We start from the raw sequence: 17,989 nt of genomic DNA, 5'->3' as shown, positions 1-17,989 counted from the left end.
CAGATGTAAAAGCATTTCGACGACTTATGGAAACTAAAAGCTGAATATTAATAACCTGCCGATCGCTATTTATGGAGATACCTTCAGCGTCCCGGTCGGACGAAATTTTTGTGATAAGCGTCATACTTCCACGATTTCGAGGGATTTTTTGGAACCGGTTTCATAGCTTCCTTTCGCTCCTGGCGCCCCGTCGAAAATGCCCGAGTTCCGGGGGAGATGCGAACGTGGTGGGGCAGTATATCCGCTCCGGCAGATCGCAAAGAATCGCCTTCTCTTTGCGGCCGATCCGGAGGGCTTTTTGGTGCTTCATTTGACGCATCAAGAGATCCACATGAGGGTGAATCCTCCGACGAAAGGTTGAGCGTGTCTTCCTGCGTGAGCACACCGGGGTTCCAGGGGTCTGGCCGTCACCGGGACAACACACCGGGCAAGCCCCTCACCCGTTTCGTCGCCGGTTTTTTCGCAGCCTTCCTTGTATGCACCGCACTGGTCGCCGCAGCCGTCACCCCGGCCCATGCTCTCACCCAGGGGGTCTCGGTGTCGCTGACCATGAATGGAACCAGCGAGACCACCGCGGACGAGACCGAGGAGTCCGCCATCCAGCTCCTCCGGTGACGGGGTGGACGTGGGCACGTTCAACGCGACCGACCCCATCGACGGCGACAACGCCGCCGCCGATGGCGCCTCCAACTCCTCCGCTGGCGCGGAGAACGAACTTGCGAACACCGGCGTGCCGGCGACAGTCCCCCTCGTCGCCCTGGCAGCATCGCTCCTTGCCCTCCTGGACGGCGTGCTGATGGCCCGTGGACGCGTGCAGCGCCGTCACTGATTCCCCCTAAGAAGTGACGGGGCTTTCCCCCCAAGAAACCGGCCCCGGCCCGAGCTCCCCCAGCTCGGCCGGGGGCCGGTCTCTTTCATTTTTGGGGCCTCTTCAGTGCCCGACGGCGCGGGGGCGCAAGGCGCGCGTGAGGCGTGCGGGGCCGTCCGTTTGTTAACGAGAGAAGCCCCGGCCGGCAGGGGGACTGTCCGGTCGGGGCTCCATGTCATCACTCGCACCCTTGAAGGTGATACCAACTCTAGGGAGTCAGCCTTGGCGGGAGCTGGGCGCCACCTCGCCAGTGCCTGGCAATGGTGACACTTTCCGCGGGCCTCCGGGGCTACTCGACGAGCTTGCCGGCCGGGGGAGTCATCCAGGTGGGCCTCGGCCAGCGCGCGCCACTCCTCCGGGGCGGCGGGCAGCGGCTCGAAGCTCACGCCCCCCGTGGGTGACCAGAGGAAGTTGCCGCGCAGCGCCTCGCTCTGCTCGGGGAAGTCGGCGCGGTTGTGGCAACCGCGCGTCTCGCGGCGCTCCAGCGCGCATTCGAGCGTGGCGCGGGCCGCGAGCAGCGAACCCTTGAGGTCGAAGGCGTGCGCCAGGACGTCGAAGCCCGCGATGTCCGGGTGGACCGTGACGCGCGTGGCGCGTTCCTCGAGCTCGGAGAGCTTGGCCAGCCCGGCGGAGAGCCCCTCCTCGGTGCGGACACCGCCCGCGTGCTCCGTCATGAGGTCGCGGATGGCGCGCTGGAGCACGCGGGCGCTCTCGGCGCCGTCGGCCGACTCGGGTGCCAGGAGCGCGTCCATCTCCGCCCGGGCCTCGGCCACGGCGGCCGGATCCCGGTGGATGCTCGTGAGGCCGCGCGTGTACTCGGCCGCGCTCTCGCCCGTCAGGCGCCCGTAGACGAGCAGCTCGATGAGCGAGTTGCCGCCCAGGCGGTTGGCGCCGTGCAGGCCCGAGGAGGCTTCCCCGATCGCGTAGAGCCCGTCCACGCCGGTGCCGTGATCCTCGGGGGCCACCCAGACCCCGCCCATGGAGTAGTGAGCCGTGGGGGCCACCTCCATGGGGGTCGTGGTGATGTCCAGCATCTGCAGGTCGATCATGGTGCGGTAGAGGCGCGGGAGCTTCTCCATGATCGTCTCGCGCGGCAGGTGGCTCACGTCGAGGTAGACGCCGCCCTTGTCGGTGCCGCGGCCCTCGGCGATCTCGGTGTAGTTGGCCAGCGCCACGCGATCGCGCGTGGAGAGCTCCATGCGTTCCGGGTCGTACTTGTCCATGAAGCGCTCGCCGAGCGCGTTCGTGAGGATGCCGCCCTCGCCGCGGGCGGCCTCGGAGACAAGCGTGCCGGCCATCTCGGTGGGCTCCAGGATGCCCGAGGGGTGGAACTGCACCAGCTCGGCGTCGCGGATCTTGCCGCCGGCCAGGGCGGCGAGGCGGAAGGAGTCGCCCGTGTTCTCGTCGCGGCGCGAGCTGGTGTAGCGCCAGATGCGGTTGTGCCCGCCCGCGGCGATGATGACGGCGTCGGCGTGGATGACCACGGGCGTGCCGTCCACGACGTCGAAGCCGTAGGCCCCGAAGACGACGCCGGCGGAGACGAGGATGCGCGTGATGTAGACGGTGTCGATGATCGGCACGTCCAGCTCCCGGGCACGGCGCAGGAGGGTGCGCTGGATCTCGAGGCCTGTGTAGTCGCCGGCATAGGCCGTGCGTCGGTAAGTGTGGGCGCCGAAGAAGCGCTGGCTGATGCGTCCGTCCTCCTCGCGAGCGAAGGGCATGCCCCAGCGCTCGAGGTCCTCGATGCCGCGGGCGGCGTTCTTGGTGACGGTCTCGACGATCTCGGGGTCGGCGAGGAAGTAGGACTCGCGGAGGGTGTCGGCGGCGTGCTGCTGCCAGGAGTCCTCCGGGTCCATCGTGGCGAGGGCGGCGTTGATGCCGCCGGCGGCGAGGGTCGTGTGCGCGTCGTGCTTGCGGCGCTTGCCCCCGGCCAGCACCTGCACGCCGCGCTCGGCGAGCTCGATGGAGGCCCGCAGGCCGGCGCCGCCGGTGCCGATGACGAGGACGGAGGTGGTGATCTGGCGCTCTGCGCGCTGGGTGGTGCTCATGCGTTCCACGGTAGGAAGCGTGCTGTCAATGCGTCCAATGAATAGTGCGAGTGGCTTCAATAGCGTTATGCTATGAACATGAAGCTAGAGCATCTGCGGGCCTTCGAGGCCGTGGCCCGCGTGGGGCACTTCACCAAGGCCGCCGAGGAACTGTTCATGGCGCAGCCCTCGCTGAGCCGACAGATCGCGGGGCTCGAGGCGGACCTGGGCCAGGACCTCTTCGACCGCGGGCGCAACGGCGCCACCCTCACGCACGCCGGCGAGGTCCTCCTGCCCATCGCGCGCCGCATGCTCGCGGACGCCGAGACCGCCCAGGCGGAAATGAACGAGCTCGCCGGGCTGAGCCGCGGCCGCGTCCGCCTCGGCGCCCCGCCCACGCTCTGCGTCTCCGTGGTCGCCGAGGTGCTCTCCTCCTTCCGGGCGGCCCACCCCGGCGTGGCGCTCGAGGTGATGGAGGCCGGCTCCCACGCCCTGGCGCAGGCGCTCTCCGAGGGGCGCCTCGACCTCGCGCTCACCGTGGACCGCGGCCCCGTCGGCGCCCCCGTCTCCTCCGAGAGCCTGTTCACCGAGGAACTCGTGGTCGCCTCCGCGCGGGCGGAGGGGCCGCTCGGAAGCCAAGCGAACGACGACGCCGCGGACGAGTCCGGCGCGGAGGGGCACCCCGGTGACGGGGCCGGGGAGGGCGGCGCCGCCGGCGCCCCAGGGTCCCCGGCGGGTGAGCCGGGAGCGGGCGGTGAGGCCGCGCCGTCGGGCACTCACGCCCCGGGCCGGACGGCCCGCCAGGTCCGCCCGGCCACGCACGCCGCCGGCCTGGGTCGCGCCGCGCTCTTCCTTGGCACGGGCGCACCGGACGCGCGCGATGGCAACGCCCCGGCCCCCGCGGCCCAGCAGCCGCACCGCGAACCCCTGTTCTCGGGCGAGCGCCTGAGCCTGGCCGAGCTCGCCGAGCTGCCCCTCGTGGCCTTCAACCGCAGCTACGACCTGCGCGTCGCGACCGACGCGGCCTTTGCCGCCGCCGGCCTGGAACCCTCCGTGGCGGTCGAGGGCGCCGAGATGGACGCCGTGCTGCGCTTTGTGGAGCGCGGGATCGGCGTGGCCGTGGTCCCCGCGACCATCCTCATGGAGCGCCCCGGCCTGCGCGCCACGCGCCTCGTGGAGCCCGCCCTCACGCGCACGGCGGCGCTCTCGGTGCGCGAGGGCGGCAGCCTCGACGCCGCCGCCCGCGCCATGCGCGAGCTGGTCCTGGAGACCGTGGAGCGGCTCACCCGCCCCGGCACGGAGCTGGCGGCGCTCGTCGCGCGGGCCTGAGGCTGCGGAAGGAGGGTGCGCCGCGCCGGGTCCCCAGGGGAGGAAGGCCCGGCACGGCGACGCTCGTCCGCCTTGGGGCCAGGGGGATCGCCCCGCGCGCTAGGGGAGCGTGCAGGGCTGAACAACTGATGGGAGCAGCCGGGGCGCGAGGTGTGGTCCCCCAAAAGATCAGCGGCCACCGCGACGCTTGACCGTCCCCTGGTCAACGTTCGAGCTCCTCAAATCCAAGCACCACGGCGCCCGGGATACCAGTACCTCGGGCGCACGAAGTCTCTGCGCGTCGCGGCGTGCGCGCCGGTCACTCTCCGCGGTGATCGTGGGCGCGTTCGCCGGCGTGGGTGAAGAGGCTCAGGTAGTCCACCGCGCGGTGATCGGCGGGCCCGAACCAGTGCGGCGTGGAGGTGTCGAACTCCGCCGCCTGCCCCGGGCCGAGGCGCCATTCGGTCTCGCCGAGTAGGAGCACGAGCGTCCCCGAGAGCACATAGACCCAGTCGAAGCCGGGGTGGGAGACCGGCGTGCGCGGCGGCGGCGTTGCCGATCCCGGGATGCGCGTGCGGCGCACCTGGGTGGGGGAGGAGCGCCGGCTCAGGGCTTGAACCAGCTGCCCGTTGAGCTCGGAGACCACCGGGGTGATGCGGGGATCGCGCGCCGTGGGCAGGGCCATGAGCTCGTCGAGGCTCACGCCGTACTCGCTCGCGAGGGGGAGGACGAGCTCCAGAGAGGGCTTGCGCTGACCCGATTCGAGGCGGGAAAGGGTGCTCGCGGAGATGCCGGTGGCGGCGGCGATCTCGCTCAGGCTCGCGCCGCGGCGCGCGCGGAGGGTGCGCAGGCGCTCGCCGAGGAGGCGCAGCGGGGCCAGGGAGTCGTTTGCCATATCGGCAAGACTAGTTGCCGAATCCGCCCGGCGGGCGGAGCGTGGAGGTGTTCCCGTCACCTCGTCAGGAGTCTCATGAACCCGTCGCACGACCCCACCCTTCCCGCCGTCCCCGCCCCGACCGGGGCGGTGGAGGTCGACGTCGCGATCGTGGGTGGCGGCGCCGCGGGCCTCAACGCCGCGCTCCAGCTGGCGCGCCAGGACCGCAGCGTGCTGGTCCTGGACGCGGGCCGCCCGCGTAACGCCCCCGCCGCCCACCTGCACGCCTATTTGGGTCTGGACGGCGCGGCGCCCTCGGAGCTGCTGGCCCGCGGCCGCGCCGAGGTGCGCTCCTACGGCGGGGAGATCCGCGAGGCCACGGTGGTCTCCGCGAGCGCCTCCGGCGAAGGCGCCATGCGCCGCTTCACGCTCGCGCTGGGCGACGGGTCGGCGGTGCGCGCCAGGGCGACCGTCCTCGCCGCGGGGCTCGTGGACGTGTTGCCCGAGGTGCCGGGCCTCGCCGAGCGCTGGGGCCGCGACGCCTTGCACTGCCCCTATTGCCACGGCTGGGAGGTGCGCGGGCAGCGCATCGCGATCCTCGCGAGCCACCCCAACGCCACGCACCAAGCGCTGCTCTTCGCGCGCCTCGGCTCCTCGGCCGCGCTCGTGACGCACGGGGTCGAGCCCTCCGCCGAGGATCGCGCGCTGCTCGCGGCCGCCGGCGTGGAGATCGTGGTGGGGCCTGTCGCCTCCGTCCAGGTGCACGACGACGCGCTGACCGGCCTGCTCCTGGCCGACGGTTCCGTGGTGGAGGCCGACGCTGTGGTGGTCCAGACGCGCATGGAGGCTCGCCTGGGTGGGCTGGAGGGGCTGGGCCTCGTGGCGGCCGAGCATCCCTCCGGGATGGGGACGCACGTCGAGGCCGGCTTCGCCGGGGCCACCGCCGTCCCCGGCGTCTGGGTGGCCGGCAACGCCACCGATCCGGCCGCGCAGCTGGGGGCCGCGGCCGCCGGAGGCGCGATGGCAGGCGCCGGGGTCAACGCCGCGCTGACGATGGAGGACGCCCACGCGGCGCTGGAAGCCTGAGCCGCGGCCCTCGGCCTGTCGTGACGGGCGTCGCTCGCGCTTGATCGAGCGCGCGCCGCCGTGAGGACGGGTGCGCGGCGCCCGCGCCGCCGCGGCACCGTGCCGCCTGGTGCGCGGCGCCCGCGCCGCCGCGGCACCGTGCCGCCTGGTGCGCGGCGCGTCGGCGCGCGCCACGCTCCCGGCGGCCCGCCGTTGAGCGCCAGCGCGGCGACCGCGCTGGGACGCAACCACCCGTCGTCGTGCATCGGAACACGCCCCTTAGTGAGGTGGCCCACAAGGGGCTATACTGTTCTCCAAGTTCCATAGAAGAACAGCAAGTTCTGATATGGAACACACAAGCATCGCAACGAGGCGAGGAGAGCCCTCATGCAGTTCCACGAAAACGGCTACGTCACCGGCGAACCCCGGGTGAAGGCCCCCGCCGGCGTCGGCATCGACCGCCCCGCCGCGCTGCCCGCCGCCATGGACGTGCTCATCGTGGGCGAGGGCCCCGCCGGCATGATCACCGCCGCGCAGCTCTCCCAGTTCCCCGACATCGACGCGCGCCTCGTGGAGCGACGCCCCGAGCAGCTGCTCGTGGGCCAGGCCGACGGCATCCAGGCCCGCTCCGTGGAGACCTTCCAGGCCTTCGGCTTCGCCAACCGCGTCATCGACGAGGGCTACCACATCACCGAGATGTCGTTCTGGAAGCCCTCCACCGAGAACCCCGAGAACATCGTCCGCACGGCCGTCGCCGAGGACGACGCCAACGGCGTCTCCGAGTTCCCGCACCTGATCATCAACCAGGCCCGCGTGATGCAGTACTTCGCCGAGGTCATGCGCAACTCGCCCTCCCGCATGGTGCCCAACTACGGGATCGAGTACCTCTCCCACTCGATCGACGAGTCCCAGGAGCACCCCATCGAGGTGCGCCTGCGCACCGTGGAGACGGGCGAGGAGTTCGCGGTCCGCACCCGCTACCTCGTCGGTGCCGACGGCGCCCGCTCGCAGATCCGCCGCGATATCGGCGCCACGCGCCAGGGCAAGCAGGCGGCGCACGCCTGGGGCGTCATCGACTCGCTGTCCGTCACCGACTTCCCCGACTGGCGCGTCAAGTGCGCCATCCAGTCCCACGACGGCGGTTCCATCCTGCATATCCCCCGCGAGGGCGGCCAGCTGACCCGCATGTACGTGGACCTGGGCGAGGTGGCCGAGGACGACAACCACGCCGTCCGCGAGACCCCCATGAGCGAGGTCATCGCTCGCGCCAACGAGATCCTTCACCCCTACACGGTGGACGTGAAGCACATCGCCTGGTCCTCCGTGTACGAGGTGGGCCACCGCGTCACCGACCGCTTCGACGACGTGCCGGCGGATCAGATCGGCACCCGCGAGCCGCGCGTCTTCATCCTCGGCGACGCCTGCCACACGCACTCCGCCAAGGCGGGCCAGGGCATGAACGTCTCCATGCAGGACGGCTTCAACCTCGGCTGGAAGCTGGCCCACGTGCTGCTGGGCGTGGCCCCTCAGCAGCTGCTGCGCTCCTACACGGGCGAGCGCCAGGAGATCGCACAGAACCTCATCGACTTCGACATGACCTGGTCCTCCATGATGGCCAAGCGTCCCGAGGACTTCGATTCCCCGACCGAGCTCGAGGACTTCTACGTCCGCACCGCCGAGTTCCCGGCCGGCTTCATGACCGAGTACAAGAACTCCCTGGTCTGCGGCACGGCCGATCACCAGGACCTCGCCGCGGGCTACCCCGTGGGCAAGCGCTTCAAGTCCTTCAAGGTCTCCCGCCGCGCCGAGGGCAACACCGTGGAGCTGGGCCACCTGGCCGAGGCCGACGGCAAGTGGCGCATCTACGTCTTCGCCGACGCCCCGAAGGCCGGCGAGGACTCGGGGGTGTCCCGCCTCGGCGAGTGGCTCGCGACCGATGCCGCCTCCCCGCTGGTCGGCAAGGACCTCGGCGGGCGCAAGCGCCGCGAGTGGTTCGACGCCAAGGTCATCTACCAGCAGCGCCACCTCGAGTTCGAGCTGCGCGACGCCCCAGAGGCCTTCCGCCCCACCTACGGCGCGTTCGACCTGATGCAGTACGAGAACGTCTTCGGCACCGCGCCCGAGGGCGACATCTTCGAGGCCCGCGGGATCTCCCGCGACGGCGCCATCGTGGTGGTCCGCCCGGATCAGTACGTGGCCCAGGTGCTCCCGCTCTCCGCCACGGATGAGCTGGCCGCCTTCTTCGAGGGAGTCATGCCGCACGCCTGAGGCGCACGGTAGGACCCGCGCTCCCCGCCCCCAAAGGGGCGGGGAACACCACATACGCACGACGACGCCGCCGTGGGCGGGACAGGGGAAATTGTCACCATGAGTGCCACGAGCGAAAGCGCCTCCGTCCGCCCGGCGGCGTCCGCCGTGCGGGGCCCGTCCGGGGGCTCCGGCGGCTCGGCCGGTTCTCAGACGCTCTCGCGCGGCATCCGGGTCATGGAGGTCTTGGCCGAGGCGCCCGGCCCGCTGAGCATCGCCGAGTTGAGCGAGGCGCTGGGCTTGCACCGCTCCATCGTCTACCGGCTGCTGCGCACGCTCGAGGAGCACGGGCTCGTGGTGCGCGACGCTGCAGGTGCCGTCCACCTGGGCCCCGGGCTCGCCGCGCTGGCGCGCTCCGTGAGCCGGGACTTGCAATCGGCCGCGCTGCCCGAGCTGACCACCCTGGCCAACGAGCTCGGGATGACGGCCTTCCTGACGGTCCTCGACGACTCCGACGTCACCACGCTGGTCTCGGTCGAACCGCGCAGCGCTGGCGCCGCCGTGGCCCAGCGCCCCGGCTCCCGGCACGCGCTGGACGTGGGCGCGCCAGGCGCCGCGATCCGCTGGCTGCTCGGCTCCGACGAGCTCGAGCGGCGCGGGCTGCCGCGCCCGGCCCTGGAGGGTTCGGCCGCCGCGCCGTACGCGACCTCCCGGGACCAGGTCATCCCCGGGCTCTCTTCCGTGGCGGTGCCGCTGCACCTGCCCGGGCTCGCGCCGGCCGCGCTGGCCGTGGTGCACGTGTCGCCGCAGGCCGAGCCGGGCGGCATCGCCGCGGCCCTGCACCGCGCCGCCGCGGTGGTCCAGGCCGACCTCGCCTGAGGCGCCGTCGGGCCAGCCCCTCGTTAGGCCCGCCCGGCCTGGCCCGCCCGGCCTGGCCCGCCCGGCCTGGCCCGCCCGCTGGCTCGGCCCCACCCTTCCCGCGGCTTTGAGGCCTGTTCTGCGCTGTGAGGCGCGGAAAGCGCGCCTCACAGCGTAGAACGCGCCTCATAGCATTGGCATCAGGGGCGTAGCGAAGCCGGCGGGGCTCCGTGCTCGCGCTTGAAGGCCCGCGAGAAGGCGTCGACGTCCAGATAGCCGCAGGCCCGTGCCGCGGCCGCGACCGGCGAGCCCTCCAACAGCAGCGCCCGCGCGTGCGCGAGACGTTCGCGCCGCAGATAGGCGGCGGGGCTGTCGCCGTCGCGCTCGAAGATCCGCTGCAGCCGGCGCAGCGAGACGTTGAGCTCGGCCGCCGTGCGCTCCGGGCCCGTGCGGGAATCGCCGAGCCCGGCCCGCAGGCTCTCGCGTGCTACGCGCAGCAGCTCCTCGTCCCCGAGAGGGGCCGGGGCCGAGGAGGCGCGCAGCGCGCCGACGAGCAGCCCGGAGACCGCCTCGGCGAGGGCCTCGGCGTCCGCCGCGGTGACCGCGTCCCCGCCCGGCGCCGGGGCGCCGTCGCCCACACGAGGCGAGCCCGCGCCGTCGAGCAATGAACTGCTCCGATCAGCGAACGGCAACGTGGAAAGCAGCGCGACGAGCCCGCGCAGCGAGGCCGAGGGTGGGAGGGGGCGGGCCGTGAGGTCCGCGAGCTCGCCCTCGCGCAGGCGCAGGGAACGGCGCGGGAGTTGGAGGACGAGCTGCTCGATGGGCCCGTCGAACCGCAGCGTGTAGGGCGAGGACGCGTCGTAGACGCTCAGGACGCCCGGGCTGAAGGCGGCTCGCCGCCCATGCTGGATCAGCGCGCCGTGGCCCGCTCGTTGCCAGGAGAGCAGGACGTCATCGCTCGGGTTTTCGCTCAGAGTGCGCGGGGTGCGGCTGACCTCGGAAGCGGCGCTACGCACCGAGGTGAGGCGCAGGCGCGGTCCCAGGCTCTGCTGGGTGAGGCTCGCGGCGAACTGTCGCGGCGCGGCGCCGACCCGGAGCGGGACGAAGGCGCGGCTCACGGCGTCGGCCCATTCCTCGGGGGACGCGACGTGCAGGCTGAGTGCGGGCGACGCTCCGCCGGTGGGCCCGACCATGAGCCGACTATAGGCCCGCCCGCTGGGAGCGTCCGGGGCTGTCGCAAACGGCCGGATGTCCGGCGCGAACGGCCGGGCCGAAGGTGTGACCCCGCTCATAGCGTGGAGCTCATTGGACCCTGGCGCAGGATGCGCCCCTCACCCTCAGGAGGACACATGCCCGAGTACGAGCGCACCGTGCGCGTCGCCGCTGTGCAGGCCGAGCCGGCCTGGCTGGACCTGGACGCCGGCATCGAGAAGACCCTGCGGCTCGCCGCCGAGGCCAAGGAGAAGGGCGCCGAGCTCGTCGCCTTCCCCGAGACCTGGCTGCCCGGCTACCCGTGGTTCCTGTGGCTCGGTTCCGTCGCGTGGCAATCGCAGTTCATCGTGAAGTACGCACAGAACTCCCTGGTGCTCGGCGAGGAGCACTGGAACCGCCTGGCCGAGGGCGTGCGGGCCTTGGGGCTCACCGTGGTGCTTGGCTACTCCGAGCGCGAGGGCGGCTCGCTCTACATGGGACAAGCGATCATCTCGCCGGAGGGCCGCACGCTCATGACGCGCCGCAAGCTCAAGCCCACGCACGTGGAGCGCACGCAGTTCGGAGAGGGCGACGGCTCCGACGTGGCCGTGGTGGACACCCCCGTGGGCCGCGTCGGCGCCCTGAACTGCTGGGAACACCTGCAGCCGCTGACCAAGTACGCCATGTACGCGCAGCAGGAGCAGCTGCACGTCGCCGCGTGGCCGAGCTTCTGCGTCATGCAGGACGGCGCGTACGCCCTGGGCGCCGAGGTGAACGTGAGCGCCTCGCGCGTCTACGCCGTGGAGGGGCAGTGCTTCGTGCTCGCCCCGTGCGGCGTGATCGGCGACGCCGCGCACGCGGCGTTCGGCGGTGATCCCGAGCGCGACGCGTTGCTGGGCCGCGGCGGCGGGCACGCCCGCATCTTCGGTCCCGACGGGCGCTCGCTCGCCGAGCCGCTCGCGCCCGAGGAGGAGGGCATCATCGTGGCCGAGCTCGACTACGCCGCGATCCTCGCCGCCAAGAACGCCGCCGATCCCGTGGGGCACTACTCCCGCCCCGATGTGTTCACGCTGCAGGTGCGCCGCGAGGGGCGCCTGCCCAAGGTGCTCGAGCTGCCGCTGAGCGGGGAGGCGGGCGCGGCGGCCGGTGCCCCGGCCGGTGCCCCGGTCGGCGTCGCGGCGGGGACGGAGGCAGACGAGGAGCTGGCCGGTCTGCTCGCCGCTGCCGAATAGTCGCGCCCGGAGGGTTTCGGCTTGGCCCACCTTGCTGGTGCTGTGCCCCGACGAATCATCGGGACGCAGCGCGAAAAGGGTGAGCAAGGCCGCTGGGTGTGAACGGCGCGACGGCGCGGGGTCGGCTCCTGAGCGCCCCTGCTGAGCGCGGAAGGGGCGGCCCCGCCGTGCGTGGTCATGGTCTCGCACGGGTGGGCCGTTCCCGACCGGAACGGCGGTCCCGCTCGTTCCCTCCGAGCGTACCCGGGAGCGTGAACGGAGCGGTGGTTGGTGCCTGGAGACATGGTGCGCGCGTCCATCGAGAACACCGTGGTGAACTGGGACTCATGAGCCTGCCGCGCACCAGCATCGAAATCGAGGGCTTCGGCCACGCCAACCCCATCCCGGCGGCCTGCCGCATGGGGCCGTTCCTCTTCTCCGGGGTGCTCACGGGGCGCGATCCAGTGACCCGCGAGATGCCAGAGCGGTTCGGGGAGCAGCTGGCGAACGTCTTTGCCCACGCGCGCTCGGTGCTGGCCGCGGCCGGAGGTTCCCTGGACGACGTCGCCAAGATGACCTTCTGGCTCGCCGACTACCGGGACCGCAACGAGCTCAACCGGCTCTGGCTCGAGGCCTTCCCTGACGCCGCCTCGCGCCCGGCCCGCCAGGCCATGTCCGCGCTCCTCGACGGCGGCGCCCTGGTGCACTGCGACCTCGTGGCGGTGTTCGGGGACTGAACCGGACAGGGGATGCACGGCGGCGGGTGCTTGCCTTCACGGCGCGGCCCTTGAATGAGTGGGGCTGGGGGAGGAACCTGGGGGCGCACCTTCGGGTGCCGACCTGCCGCTCGAACACTGGAGATGTCATGAAGTCGTTGAAGTCCTCGCTGAGTGTTGCCGCGTTGTCTGCGTTCGCGGTGGTGGCGACGATGATCGGGCTGGCCGCGCCGGCCTCCGCCTCGTCGCTCGCCGACTCTCCCCAGCTCGCCGCGACCGGTTCGAGCGGCATGCTGCTGCTCCTGGGGATCGGCGCGGTGCTGCTCGTGCTGGCCGTGGGACTCATGATCGTGAGCAACCGTCGGCGCAAGCGGCAGGATGCCGAGTCCGAGTGACGCCCGTCATGTCAGCGCGTTCCCGGGGAGTGAGCAGGGAACGTCGTGGTGGCCCACAGCGTATTCATCGGGTGAGTTCGTAGAGTCGTAGACACCTTCAAGGGTGCGAGTGATGACGCAGGAAGCCCCGGCCGGATCGGCCGGGGCTTCCTTTTTGTCTGCGCTGGGGTGTGGCGCGCAGCCGAGTTCCGGCCGCCGGCCACTTGGAGTGCGAAATGCGCTCAAGGGCCGCTCCTTGAGTGCATTTCGCACTCCAAGTTCTGTGGACCGAGGGAAGCCACACTTGCCATATACCCCCTAGGGGTATATGGTTGGCCGCATGAACGCCCACCACGAACACCACGGCAGCGCTCCCGCGGCGAGCGGCCACCACCACGAGCCCATGGATCACGCGGGGCATGAGGGCCACGAGGGGCGTGGCACCGCCGCGGACCACTCCGGCCACGCTGGTCATGATGAGCACGCGGGCCACGCCGCTCACGGCGGCCACGCGGGCCACGTCGCGGTCTTCCGTCGCCTCTTCTGGATCATGCTGATCCTTGCGGTGCCGGTCGTGGCCTTCAGCCCGATGTTCGCGCACATCATCGGCTACGAGCTGCCGATGGGCGGCTGGACCGCCTGGATCGCGCCCGTGCTCGGAACGGTCATGTACGTGTGGGGCGGCCGCCCGTTCCTCACCGGCGCCGTGGACGAGCTCAAGGCCCGCAAGCCCGCCATGATGACGCTCATCGCGCTGGCCATCACGGTCGCCTTCCTCGCCTCGTGGGGTTCCAGCCTGCACCTGCTCCCCATGAGCCTGGAGTTCTGGTGGGAGCTCGCGCTCCTCATCGTGATCATGCTGCTGGGCCACTGGATCGAGATGCGTTCGCTCGCCGCGACCTCCAGCGCCCTGGACTCCCTCGCGGCCCTGCTCCCCGAGGAGGCCGAACGCATCGAGGGTGAGGACGTCGTCACGGTGACCCCCGCCGCGCTCCGCGTGGGCGACCTCGTCGTCGTGCGCCCCGGCGGTGCCGTGCCGGCGGACGGCACCATCACGCAGGGCGAGGCCCACCTGGACGAATCGCTCATCACCGGTGAGTCGGCGCCGGTCAAGCGCGGCGTGGGGGACACGGTCGTGGGCGGCACCGTCGCCACCGACTCGGGTCTGCGCGTCCGGGTCACCGCGGCCGGAGACAACACCGCCTTGGCCGGCATCTCCCGCATGGTCGCCGAGGCGCAGAGCTCCACGACTCGCGCCCAGCGCCTCGCCGACACCGCGGCCGGCTGGCTCTTCTGGTTTGCCCTCGGTGCTGCGGTCATCACCGCCATCGTCTGGATGGCGCTCGGCCATCCGGATTCCGCGGTCGAGCGCACCATCACAGTGCTCGTCGTCGCGTGCCCCCACGCCCTCGGCCTGGCCATCCCGCTCGTCGTCTCCATTGCCACGGCCAAGGCCGCCCGCTCCGGGCTGCTCGTCAAGGACCGCCTGGCGCTGGAGACCATGCGCACCGTGGACGCCGTCCTCTTCGACAAGACCGGCACCCTCACGGAGGGCGCTCCGGCCGTCACCGCCGCCCATCCCGTGGCGGGCGTAAGCGAGGACGTGCTCCTCGCGCTCGCGGCGGCCGCGGAGGCGGACAGCGAGCACCCGCTCGCCCGCGCCATCGTGGCCGCCGCTGCCGAGCGCGGACTCGCGGTGCCGGCCGCCACCGACTTCGCGAGCCACCCGGCGGTGGGCGTGCGCGCCCTGGTGGGAGGCTCCGTCGTGCGGGTGGGCGGGCCCGCCCTCCTGGCGGAGGAGGGGCTTGAAGCGCTCGACGTCGCGCCCTCCTGGGGCGCGGAGGGAGCCACCGTGCTCCACGTGACGCGCGATGGCGCGGTGATCGGCGCGCTGCGCCTCGCCGATGCGATCCGCCCCGAGTCGCGGGCCGCCGTGGCGGCGCTGCGGGCGCAGGGTGTGGAGGTCGTGATGATCACGGGCGACGCCGAGCCCGTCGCGCGCTACGTGGCCGCGGAGCTGGGGATCCGGCGCGTCTTTGCCGGGGTGCGCCCCGAGGAGAAGGCGGGCAAGGTCGCCGAGCTGCGCGCGGAGGGCAAGGTCGTGGCCATGGTGGGCGACGGCGTGAATGACGCCCCGGCGCTCGCCTCGGCCGATGTTGGCATCGCGATGGGCGGCGGCACGGACGTGGCGATCGGCTCCGCCGGCGTGGTCCTCGCCTCGGGTGATCCGCGCGCCGTCGTGGCCCTGCGCACGCTCTCCAGCGCCTCAACCAAGATCATGAAGCAGAACCTGGGGTGGGCAGCAGGCTACAACCTGCTGGCCGTGCCGCTCGCGGCGGGGGTGCTCGCGCCGTGGGGCATCGTGATGCCCATGAGTGTGGGGGCGCTGCTCATGAGCGCGTCCACCGTGGTGGTAGCGCTCAACGCCCAGCGCCTGCGGCGCGTGGACCTGAGCCTCGACGCCGTGGGACGCTGAGCGGAGGGTCCCCCGGCGTTCCTCGGCGCCGCAACCACCCCCCTGATCGGAGTGGAGGGGTGAAGGGGAGCGGCAGCCCGGGGTGATAGCTCTAAGTGCGGCTAGGAAGCGGCCGCCTCCGCGCGGCGGGCGGCCAGACGTAGGAGCTGCTCGGCGGCCGCCGGGTCCACGCGGACCAACAGCAGTGCCGCCACCACGGACCCCGTGAGCTCCGCAGCGAGTTCGTCGGCGGCCTTCGGGTCCAGGTTCGGGCGGGCGGCGCGGACCCCGCGGCCCAGGGCCGCGAGCAGTTCGGCGTGGTAGGCGCGGATGCCCTCGGACATCGTCTCGTCGTGGGCGAGCCCGCCGGCCGCCGCGTTGAGGAGGAGGCAACCGTTGCCCTGGCCGGCGGAGCCGGCCCAGCCGGCCACGCGCTCAAGGTAGGACTGCAGCGCGCCGGGTGCCACGTCGTCGAGCATCAAGGGGACCAGTGGCGGGCGGATCACCTCGTCGAGGTAGCTGCGCACGGCGGCGTCGAAGAGGCCGCGCTTGGAGCCGAACGAGTGGTAGAGGCTGGAACGGTTCAGGCCCGTGGCGGCCTCGAGGTCGGGGACCGAGGTTTCCTCAAAGCCGCGCGCCCAGAAGGTTTCGCGCGCGGCGAGGACGGCGGCGTCCGTGTCGAAGGTGCGGGTGCGGCCCATGCCAAGCTCCTGTTCCGTCGGCACGGCGACTTGTGTACCGACCGTTTCAGCATATAGTGAAACGGTCGGTCCAATAAACGGAGGTCGTCATGCTCGTCGCCGGGCTCATCCTTGCCGCGCTCGCCGCGGCCCTGCACGTGTACATCTTCTGGATGGAGTCGGTGTCCTGGGAGGGTCCCGCCGCGCGCAAGACCTTCGGGATCGGCAGCGCCGAGGAGGCCAGGGTGACCAAGCCGCTGGCCTTCAACCAGGGCTTCTACAACCTCTTCCTGGCGCTGATGGCCGCCGGCGGCGTCATCGCCGTGGCGGCCGGCGCGCGGACCGTCGGCCTCACGCTCGTCCTCGCCGGGGTGGGCAGCATGCTCGCCGCCGCGCTGGTTCTGCTGCTCTCCTCGCGCCAGCACCGCGCCGCCGCCCTCAAGCAGGGCACCCTCCCGCTGCTCGCCGTCGTCCTCACGGCCCTTGGCGCCGCGCTCACTTGAGCGCCCCTGTACTTCACTCAGCACCACCCCGCGTTTTCTAGGAGCAACACCATGCGCGTCCTGTCCCACGAGACCTTCGGCGATCCCGCCGCCGTCCTACGTCCCACCGAGGCCGAAGCCCCCACCCCGGGCGCCGGCGAGGCCCTCGTCCGCCTGGTCCTGAGCCCCATCCACAACCACGACGTCCTCACCGTGAAGGGCGTCTACGGCTTCAAGCCGGAGCTCCCCGCCGGCGCCGGCACCGAGGCGCTCGGTGTGGTCGAGGCCCTCGGCGAGGGCGTGACGGGGCTGGCCGTGGGCCAGCGCGTGGTGATCGGCGGGCGCTTCGGCGCCTGGGCCGAGCTCTTCACGGCCTCCGCCGCCGGCCTGATCCCCGTCCCGGACGCCATCGCCGACGAGGCCGCCGCGCAGCTCATTTCCATGCCGTTCTCGGCGCTGTCCTTGCTGGACTCCCTGGGCCTCGAGGCCGGCGACTGGCTCGTGATCGACGGAGCCAACGGCGCCGTGGGCCGCCTCGTGACGCAGTTCGCCCGCGCCCGCGGCGTCAACGCCCTGGGCGTGGTGCGCCGCGAGGCCGGCGTGGCCGAGCTGGCGGCGCAGGGCATCGAGACCGTGGTCTCCACCGAGGATCCGCAGTGGCGCGAGCGCGCGCTGGAGATCACGGGCGGCGCCCCCATCAAGGCCGCCGTGGACCAGGTGGGCGGCGACATCGCCGGCGAGCTCGTGAAGCTCCTGGCGCAGGGCGGCACGCTCGTGGTGTTCGGCGCCATGGCCGGCTACACCATGCCCATCCCGTCCTCCGATGTGATCTTCAAGGAGCTCACGGTGCGCGGCTTCTGGGGTTCAAAGGTCTCCGCCGCGATGGAACCCGCGCAGAAGGCAGCCCTCATGGGTGAGATCTTCCAGCGAGTGGCAGCGGGCCAGGTGACCCTGCCGACCGCCGGCGTCTTCGCCTTCGACGAGCTGCCCGCCGCGCTCGAGCTGCAGGCGACCCCGGGCCGTACGGGCAAGGTGCTCCTGCGCCCCTGATTCCGGCTTGAATCGCGAGGGGCCTCGCACGGCATGCCGTGCGGGGCCCCTCGTTGCTGTGGCTGGCTGCGGGCTGCCTAGGTGTACTGCCCCGGCATGGAACGGCACCCACCGAGCATCCCAAGCGAAAGCCGCGACTGGACCTTCGTCCTGGAGAGCGGGTGCCGCGAATGCGGCTGGGAGCCAACGCCCGACGTCGGGCGCTTGCGTGAGGAGCTGACGCGCGCCTTGGGCGCGTGGCCGGCGCTGCTGGCCGGTCCCGAGGCGGCCGTGCGGCCCGAGCCCACGGTGTGGTCCGCCATTGAATACGGATCCCATGTGAGGGACATGGCCCGGCTGCTGGCCCTGCGCGTGGCCTCGATGCTGGAGACCGACGACCCGCAGTTCGCGAACTGGGACGGCGACGTCGCCAACGTGGTGCGGCGCGACTGGGCCGCCGCGGCCACCGCGGGGACGGCGTGCCCTTCACGGTGCTGAGCCTGCTGCAGTTCGTTGAACACGACATCTCCCACCACGTCGCCGACGTGCGCCGGGGGAGCTCGCCGGGCTGAGCCCCGGCCCGCCCGGCGGCCGCGCGATGAAC

At 72.1% G+C, this 17,989-nt stretch carries 16 protein-coding genes and 1 pseudogene; 13 read left to right on the top strand and 4 right to left on the bottom strand.

Annotation, left to right across the window (positions count from 1 at the left end):
• Positions 1 to 363: 363 nt before the first annotated feature.
• Positions 364 to 615 carry a hypothetical protein gene (locus DWB68_RS07130; protein ID WP_147391613.1) on the top strand — a complete coding sequence of 84 codons (252 nt, stop codon included), beginning with the start codon at positions 364 to 366 and terminating at the stop codon, positions 613 to 615.
• A 4-nt stretch (positions 616 to 619) separates the two neighbouring features.
• Positions 620 to 829: a hypothetical protein gene (locus tag DWB68_RS07125; protein ID WP_119424455.1), complete on the top strand. Its 210-nt coding sequence runs from the start codon at positions 620 to 622 to the stop codon at positions 827 to 829.
• A gap of 328 nt (positions 830 to 1,157) precedes the next feature.
• On the opposite strand, the pseudogene DWB68_RS07120 reads toward DWB68_RS07125, so the two are convergent.
• Positions 1,158 to 2,916 (bottom strand): annotated as a pseudogene (locus tag DWB68_RS07120) (FAD-binding protein).
• Between the two features lie 72 nt (positions 2,917 to 2,988).
• Between DWB68_RS07120 and DWB68_RS16650 the strand changes: the two are divergent.
• Positions 2,989 to 4,224, top strand: a complete 1,236-nt coding sequence (locus DWB68_RS16650; protein WP_233548661.1) for a LysR family transcriptional regulator — start codon at positions 2,989 to 2,991, stop codon at positions 4,222 to 4,224.
• Positions 4,225 to 4,522: 298 nt separating this feature from the next.
• Here the strand turns inward: DWB68_RS16650 and DWB68_RS07110 are convergent, their stop codons facing one another.
• Positions 4,523 to 5,098 carry a helix-turn-helix domain-containing protein gene (locus DWB68_RS07110; protein WP_119424454.1) on the bottom strand — a complete coding sequence of 192 codons (576 nt, stop codon included), beginning with the start codon at positions 5,096 to 5,098 and terminating at the stop codon, positions 4,523 to 4,525.
• A gap of 75 nt (positions 5,099 to 5,173) precedes the next feature.
• Here DWB68_RS07110 and DWB68_RS07105 point away from each other — a divergent pair, with 75 nt between their 5' ends.
• From DWB68_RS07105 to DWB68_RS07095, 3 genes are all read left to right on the top strand, one after another.
• Positions 5,174 to 6,163, top strand: a complete 990-nt coding sequence (locus DWB68_RS07105) for an NAD(P)/FAD-dependent oxidoreductase (RefSeq protein ID WP_119424453.1) — start codon at positions 5,174 to 5,176, stop codon at positions 6,161 to 6,163.
• 366 nt (positions 6,164 to 6,529) lie between these two features.
• A complete protein-coding gene (locus DWB68_RS07100) occupies positions 6,530 to 8,410 on the top strand; it encodes an FAD-dependent monooxygenase (protein ID WP_119424452.1) in 1,881 nt (626 codons plus the stop codon).
• A gap of 99 nt (positions 8,411 to 8,509) precedes the next feature.
• Entirely contained in the window at positions 8,510 to 9,268 is a 759-nt protein-coding gene (locus DWB68_RS07095) for an IclR family transcriptional regulator (RefSeq protein WP_119424451.1), read from the top strand.
• Positions 9,269 to 9,447: 179 nt separating this feature from the next.
• Here the strand turns inward: DWB68_RS07095 and DWB68_RS07090 are convergent, their stop codons facing one another.
• A complete protein-coding gene (locus tag DWB68_RS07090) occupies positions 9,448 to 10,440 on the bottom strand; it encodes an AraC-like ligand-binding domain-containing protein (protein ID WP_158588235.1) in 993 nt (330 codons plus the stop codon).
• 156 nt (positions 10,441 to 10,596) lie between these two features.
• Between DWB68_RS07090 and DWB68_RS07085 the strand changes: the two genes are divergently transcribed.
• From DWB68_RS07085 to DWB68_RS07070, 4 genes are all read left to right on the top strand, one after another.
• On the top strand, positions 10,597 to 11,670 hold the full coding sequence (locus DWB68_RS07085) for a carbon-nitrogen hydrolase family protein (protein WP_119424449.1): 1,074 nt from the start codon (positions 10,597 to 10,599) through the stop codon (positions 11,668 to 11,670).
• Positions 11,671 to 11,996: 326 nt separating this feature from the next.
• On the top strand, positions 11,997 to 12,386 hold the full coding sequence (locus tag DWB68_RS07080) for a RidA family protein (protein WP_119424448.1): 390 nt from the start codon (positions 11,997 to 11,999) through the stop codon (positions 12,384 to 12,386).
• A 128-nt stretch (positions 12,387 to 12,514) separates the two neighbouring features.
• A complete protein-coding gene (locus DWB68_RS07075; protein WP_119424447.1) occupies positions 12,515 to 12,760 on the top strand; it encodes an LPXTG cell wall anchor domain-containing protein in 246 nt (81 codons plus the stop codon).
• Between the two features lie 319 nt (positions 12,761 to 13,079).
• Positions 13,080 to 15,215: a heavy metal translocating P-type ATPase gene (locus DWB68_RS07070; protein WP_407645664.1), complete on the top strand. Its 2,136-nt coding sequence runs from the start codon at positions 13,080 to 13,082 to the stop codon at positions 15,213 to 15,215.
• A 101-nt stretch (positions 15,216 to 15,316) separates the two neighbouring features.
• Here the strand turns inward: DWB68_RS07070 and DWB68_RS07065 are convergent, their stop codons facing one another.
• Positions 15,317 to 15,919, bottom strand: a complete 603-nt coding sequence (locus DWB68_RS07065; RefSeq protein ID WP_233548660.1) for a TetR/AcrR family transcriptional regulator — start codon at positions 15,917 to 15,919, stop codon at positions 15,317 to 15,319.
• Positions 15,920 to 15,984: 65 nt separating this feature from the next.
• Here DWB68_RS07065 and DWB68_RS07060 point away from each other — a divergent pair, with 65 nt between their 5' ends.
• The 3 genes from DWB68_RS07060 (at position 15,985) to DWB68_RS07050 (ending at position 17,883) form a co-directional block, all read left to right on the top strand.
• Positions 15,985 to 16,377 carry a DUF1304 domain-containing protein gene (locus DWB68_RS07060; RefSeq protein ID WP_119424444.1) on the top strand — a complete coding sequence of 131 codons (393 nt, stop codon included), beginning with the start codon at positions 15,985 to 15,987 and terminating at the stop codon, positions 16,375 to 16,377.
• 51 nt (positions 16,378 to 16,428) lie between these two features.
• Positions 16,429 to 17,406 carry a zinc-binding dehydrogenase gene (locus DWB68_RS07055; protein WP_119424443.1) on the top strand — a complete coding sequence of 326 codons (978 nt, stop codon included), beginning with the start codon at positions 16,429 to 16,431 and terminating at the stop codon, positions 17,404 to 17,406.
• A 96-nt stretch (positions 17,407 to 17,502) separates the two neighbouring features.
• On the top strand, positions 17,503 to 17,883 hold the full coding sequence (locus tag DWB68_RS07050; protein WP_119424442.1) for a hypothetical protein: 381 nt from the start codon (positions 17,503 to 17,505) through the stop codon (positions 17,881 to 17,883).
• The last annotated feature ends 106 nt before the right edge of the window (positions 17,884 to 17,989 follow it).

It is taken from the genome of Galactobacter valiniphilus (genome assembly GCF_003575975.1).
Classification (GTDB): Bacteria; Actinomycetota; Actinomycetes; order Actinomycetales; family Micrococcaceae; genus Galactobacter; species Galactobacter valiniphilus.
This window is presented reverse-complemented; position numbering and strand designations above follow the sequence as displayed.

Excerpts from the sequence above, each read along its gene's own strand:
- DWB68_RS07095 (WP_119424451.1), top strand. The coding sequence starts at position 8,510 with ATGAGTGCCACGAGCGAAAGCGCCTCCGTCCGCCCGGCGGCGTCCGCC.
- DWB68_RS07050 (WP_119424442.1), top strand. The coding sequence starts at position 17,503 with ATGGAACGGCACCCACCGAGCATCCCAAGCGAAAGCCGCGACTGGACC.
- DWB68_RS07105 (WP_119424453.1), top strand. The coding sequence starts at position 5,174 with ATGAACCCGTCGCACGACCCCACCCTTCCCGCCGTCCCCGCCCCGACC.
- DWB68_RS07110 (WP_119424454.1), bottom strand. The coding sequence starts at position 5,098 with ATGGCAAACGACTCCCTGGCCCCGCTGCGCCTCCTCGGCGAGCGCCTG.
- DWB68_RS16650 (WP_233548661.1), top strand. The coding sequence starts at position 2,989 with ATGAACATGAAGCTAGAGCATCTGCGGGCCTTCGAGGCCGTGGCCCGC.
- DWB68_RS07100 (WP_119424452.1), top strand. The coding sequence starts at position 6,530 with ATGCAGTTCCACGAAAACGGCTACGTCACCGGCGAACCCCGGGTGAAG.
- DWB68_RS07090 (WP_158588235.1), bottom strand. The coding sequence starts at position 10,440 with ATGGTCGGGCCCACCGGCGGAGCGTCGCCCGCACTCAGCCTGCACGTC.
- DWB68_RS07075 (WP_119424447.1), top strand. The coding sequence starts at position 12,515 with ATGAAGTCGTTGAAGTCCTCGCTGAGTGTTGCCGCGTTGTCTGCGTTC.
- DWB68_RS07070 (WP_407645664.1), top strand. The coding sequence starts at position 13,080 with ATGAACGCCCACCACGAACACCACGGCAGCGCTCCCGCGGCGAGCGGC.
- DWB68_RS07055 (WP_119424443.1), top strand. The coding sequence starts at position 16,429 with ATGCGCGTCCTGTCCCACGAGACCTTCGGCGATCCCGCCGCCGTCCTA.
- DWB68_RS07060 (WP_119424444.1), top strand. The coding sequence starts at position 15,985 with ATGCTCGTCGCCGGGCTCATCCTTGCCGCGCTCGCCGCGGCCCTGCAC.
- DWB68_RS07085 (WP_119424449.1), top strand. The coding sequence starts at position 10,597 with ATGCCCGAGTACGAGCGCACCGTGCGCGTCGCCGCTGTGCAGGCCGAG.
- DWB68_RS07080 (WP_119424448.1), top strand. The coding sequence starts at position 11,997 with ATGAGCCTGCCGCGCACCAGCATCGAAATCGAGGGCTTCGGCCACGCC.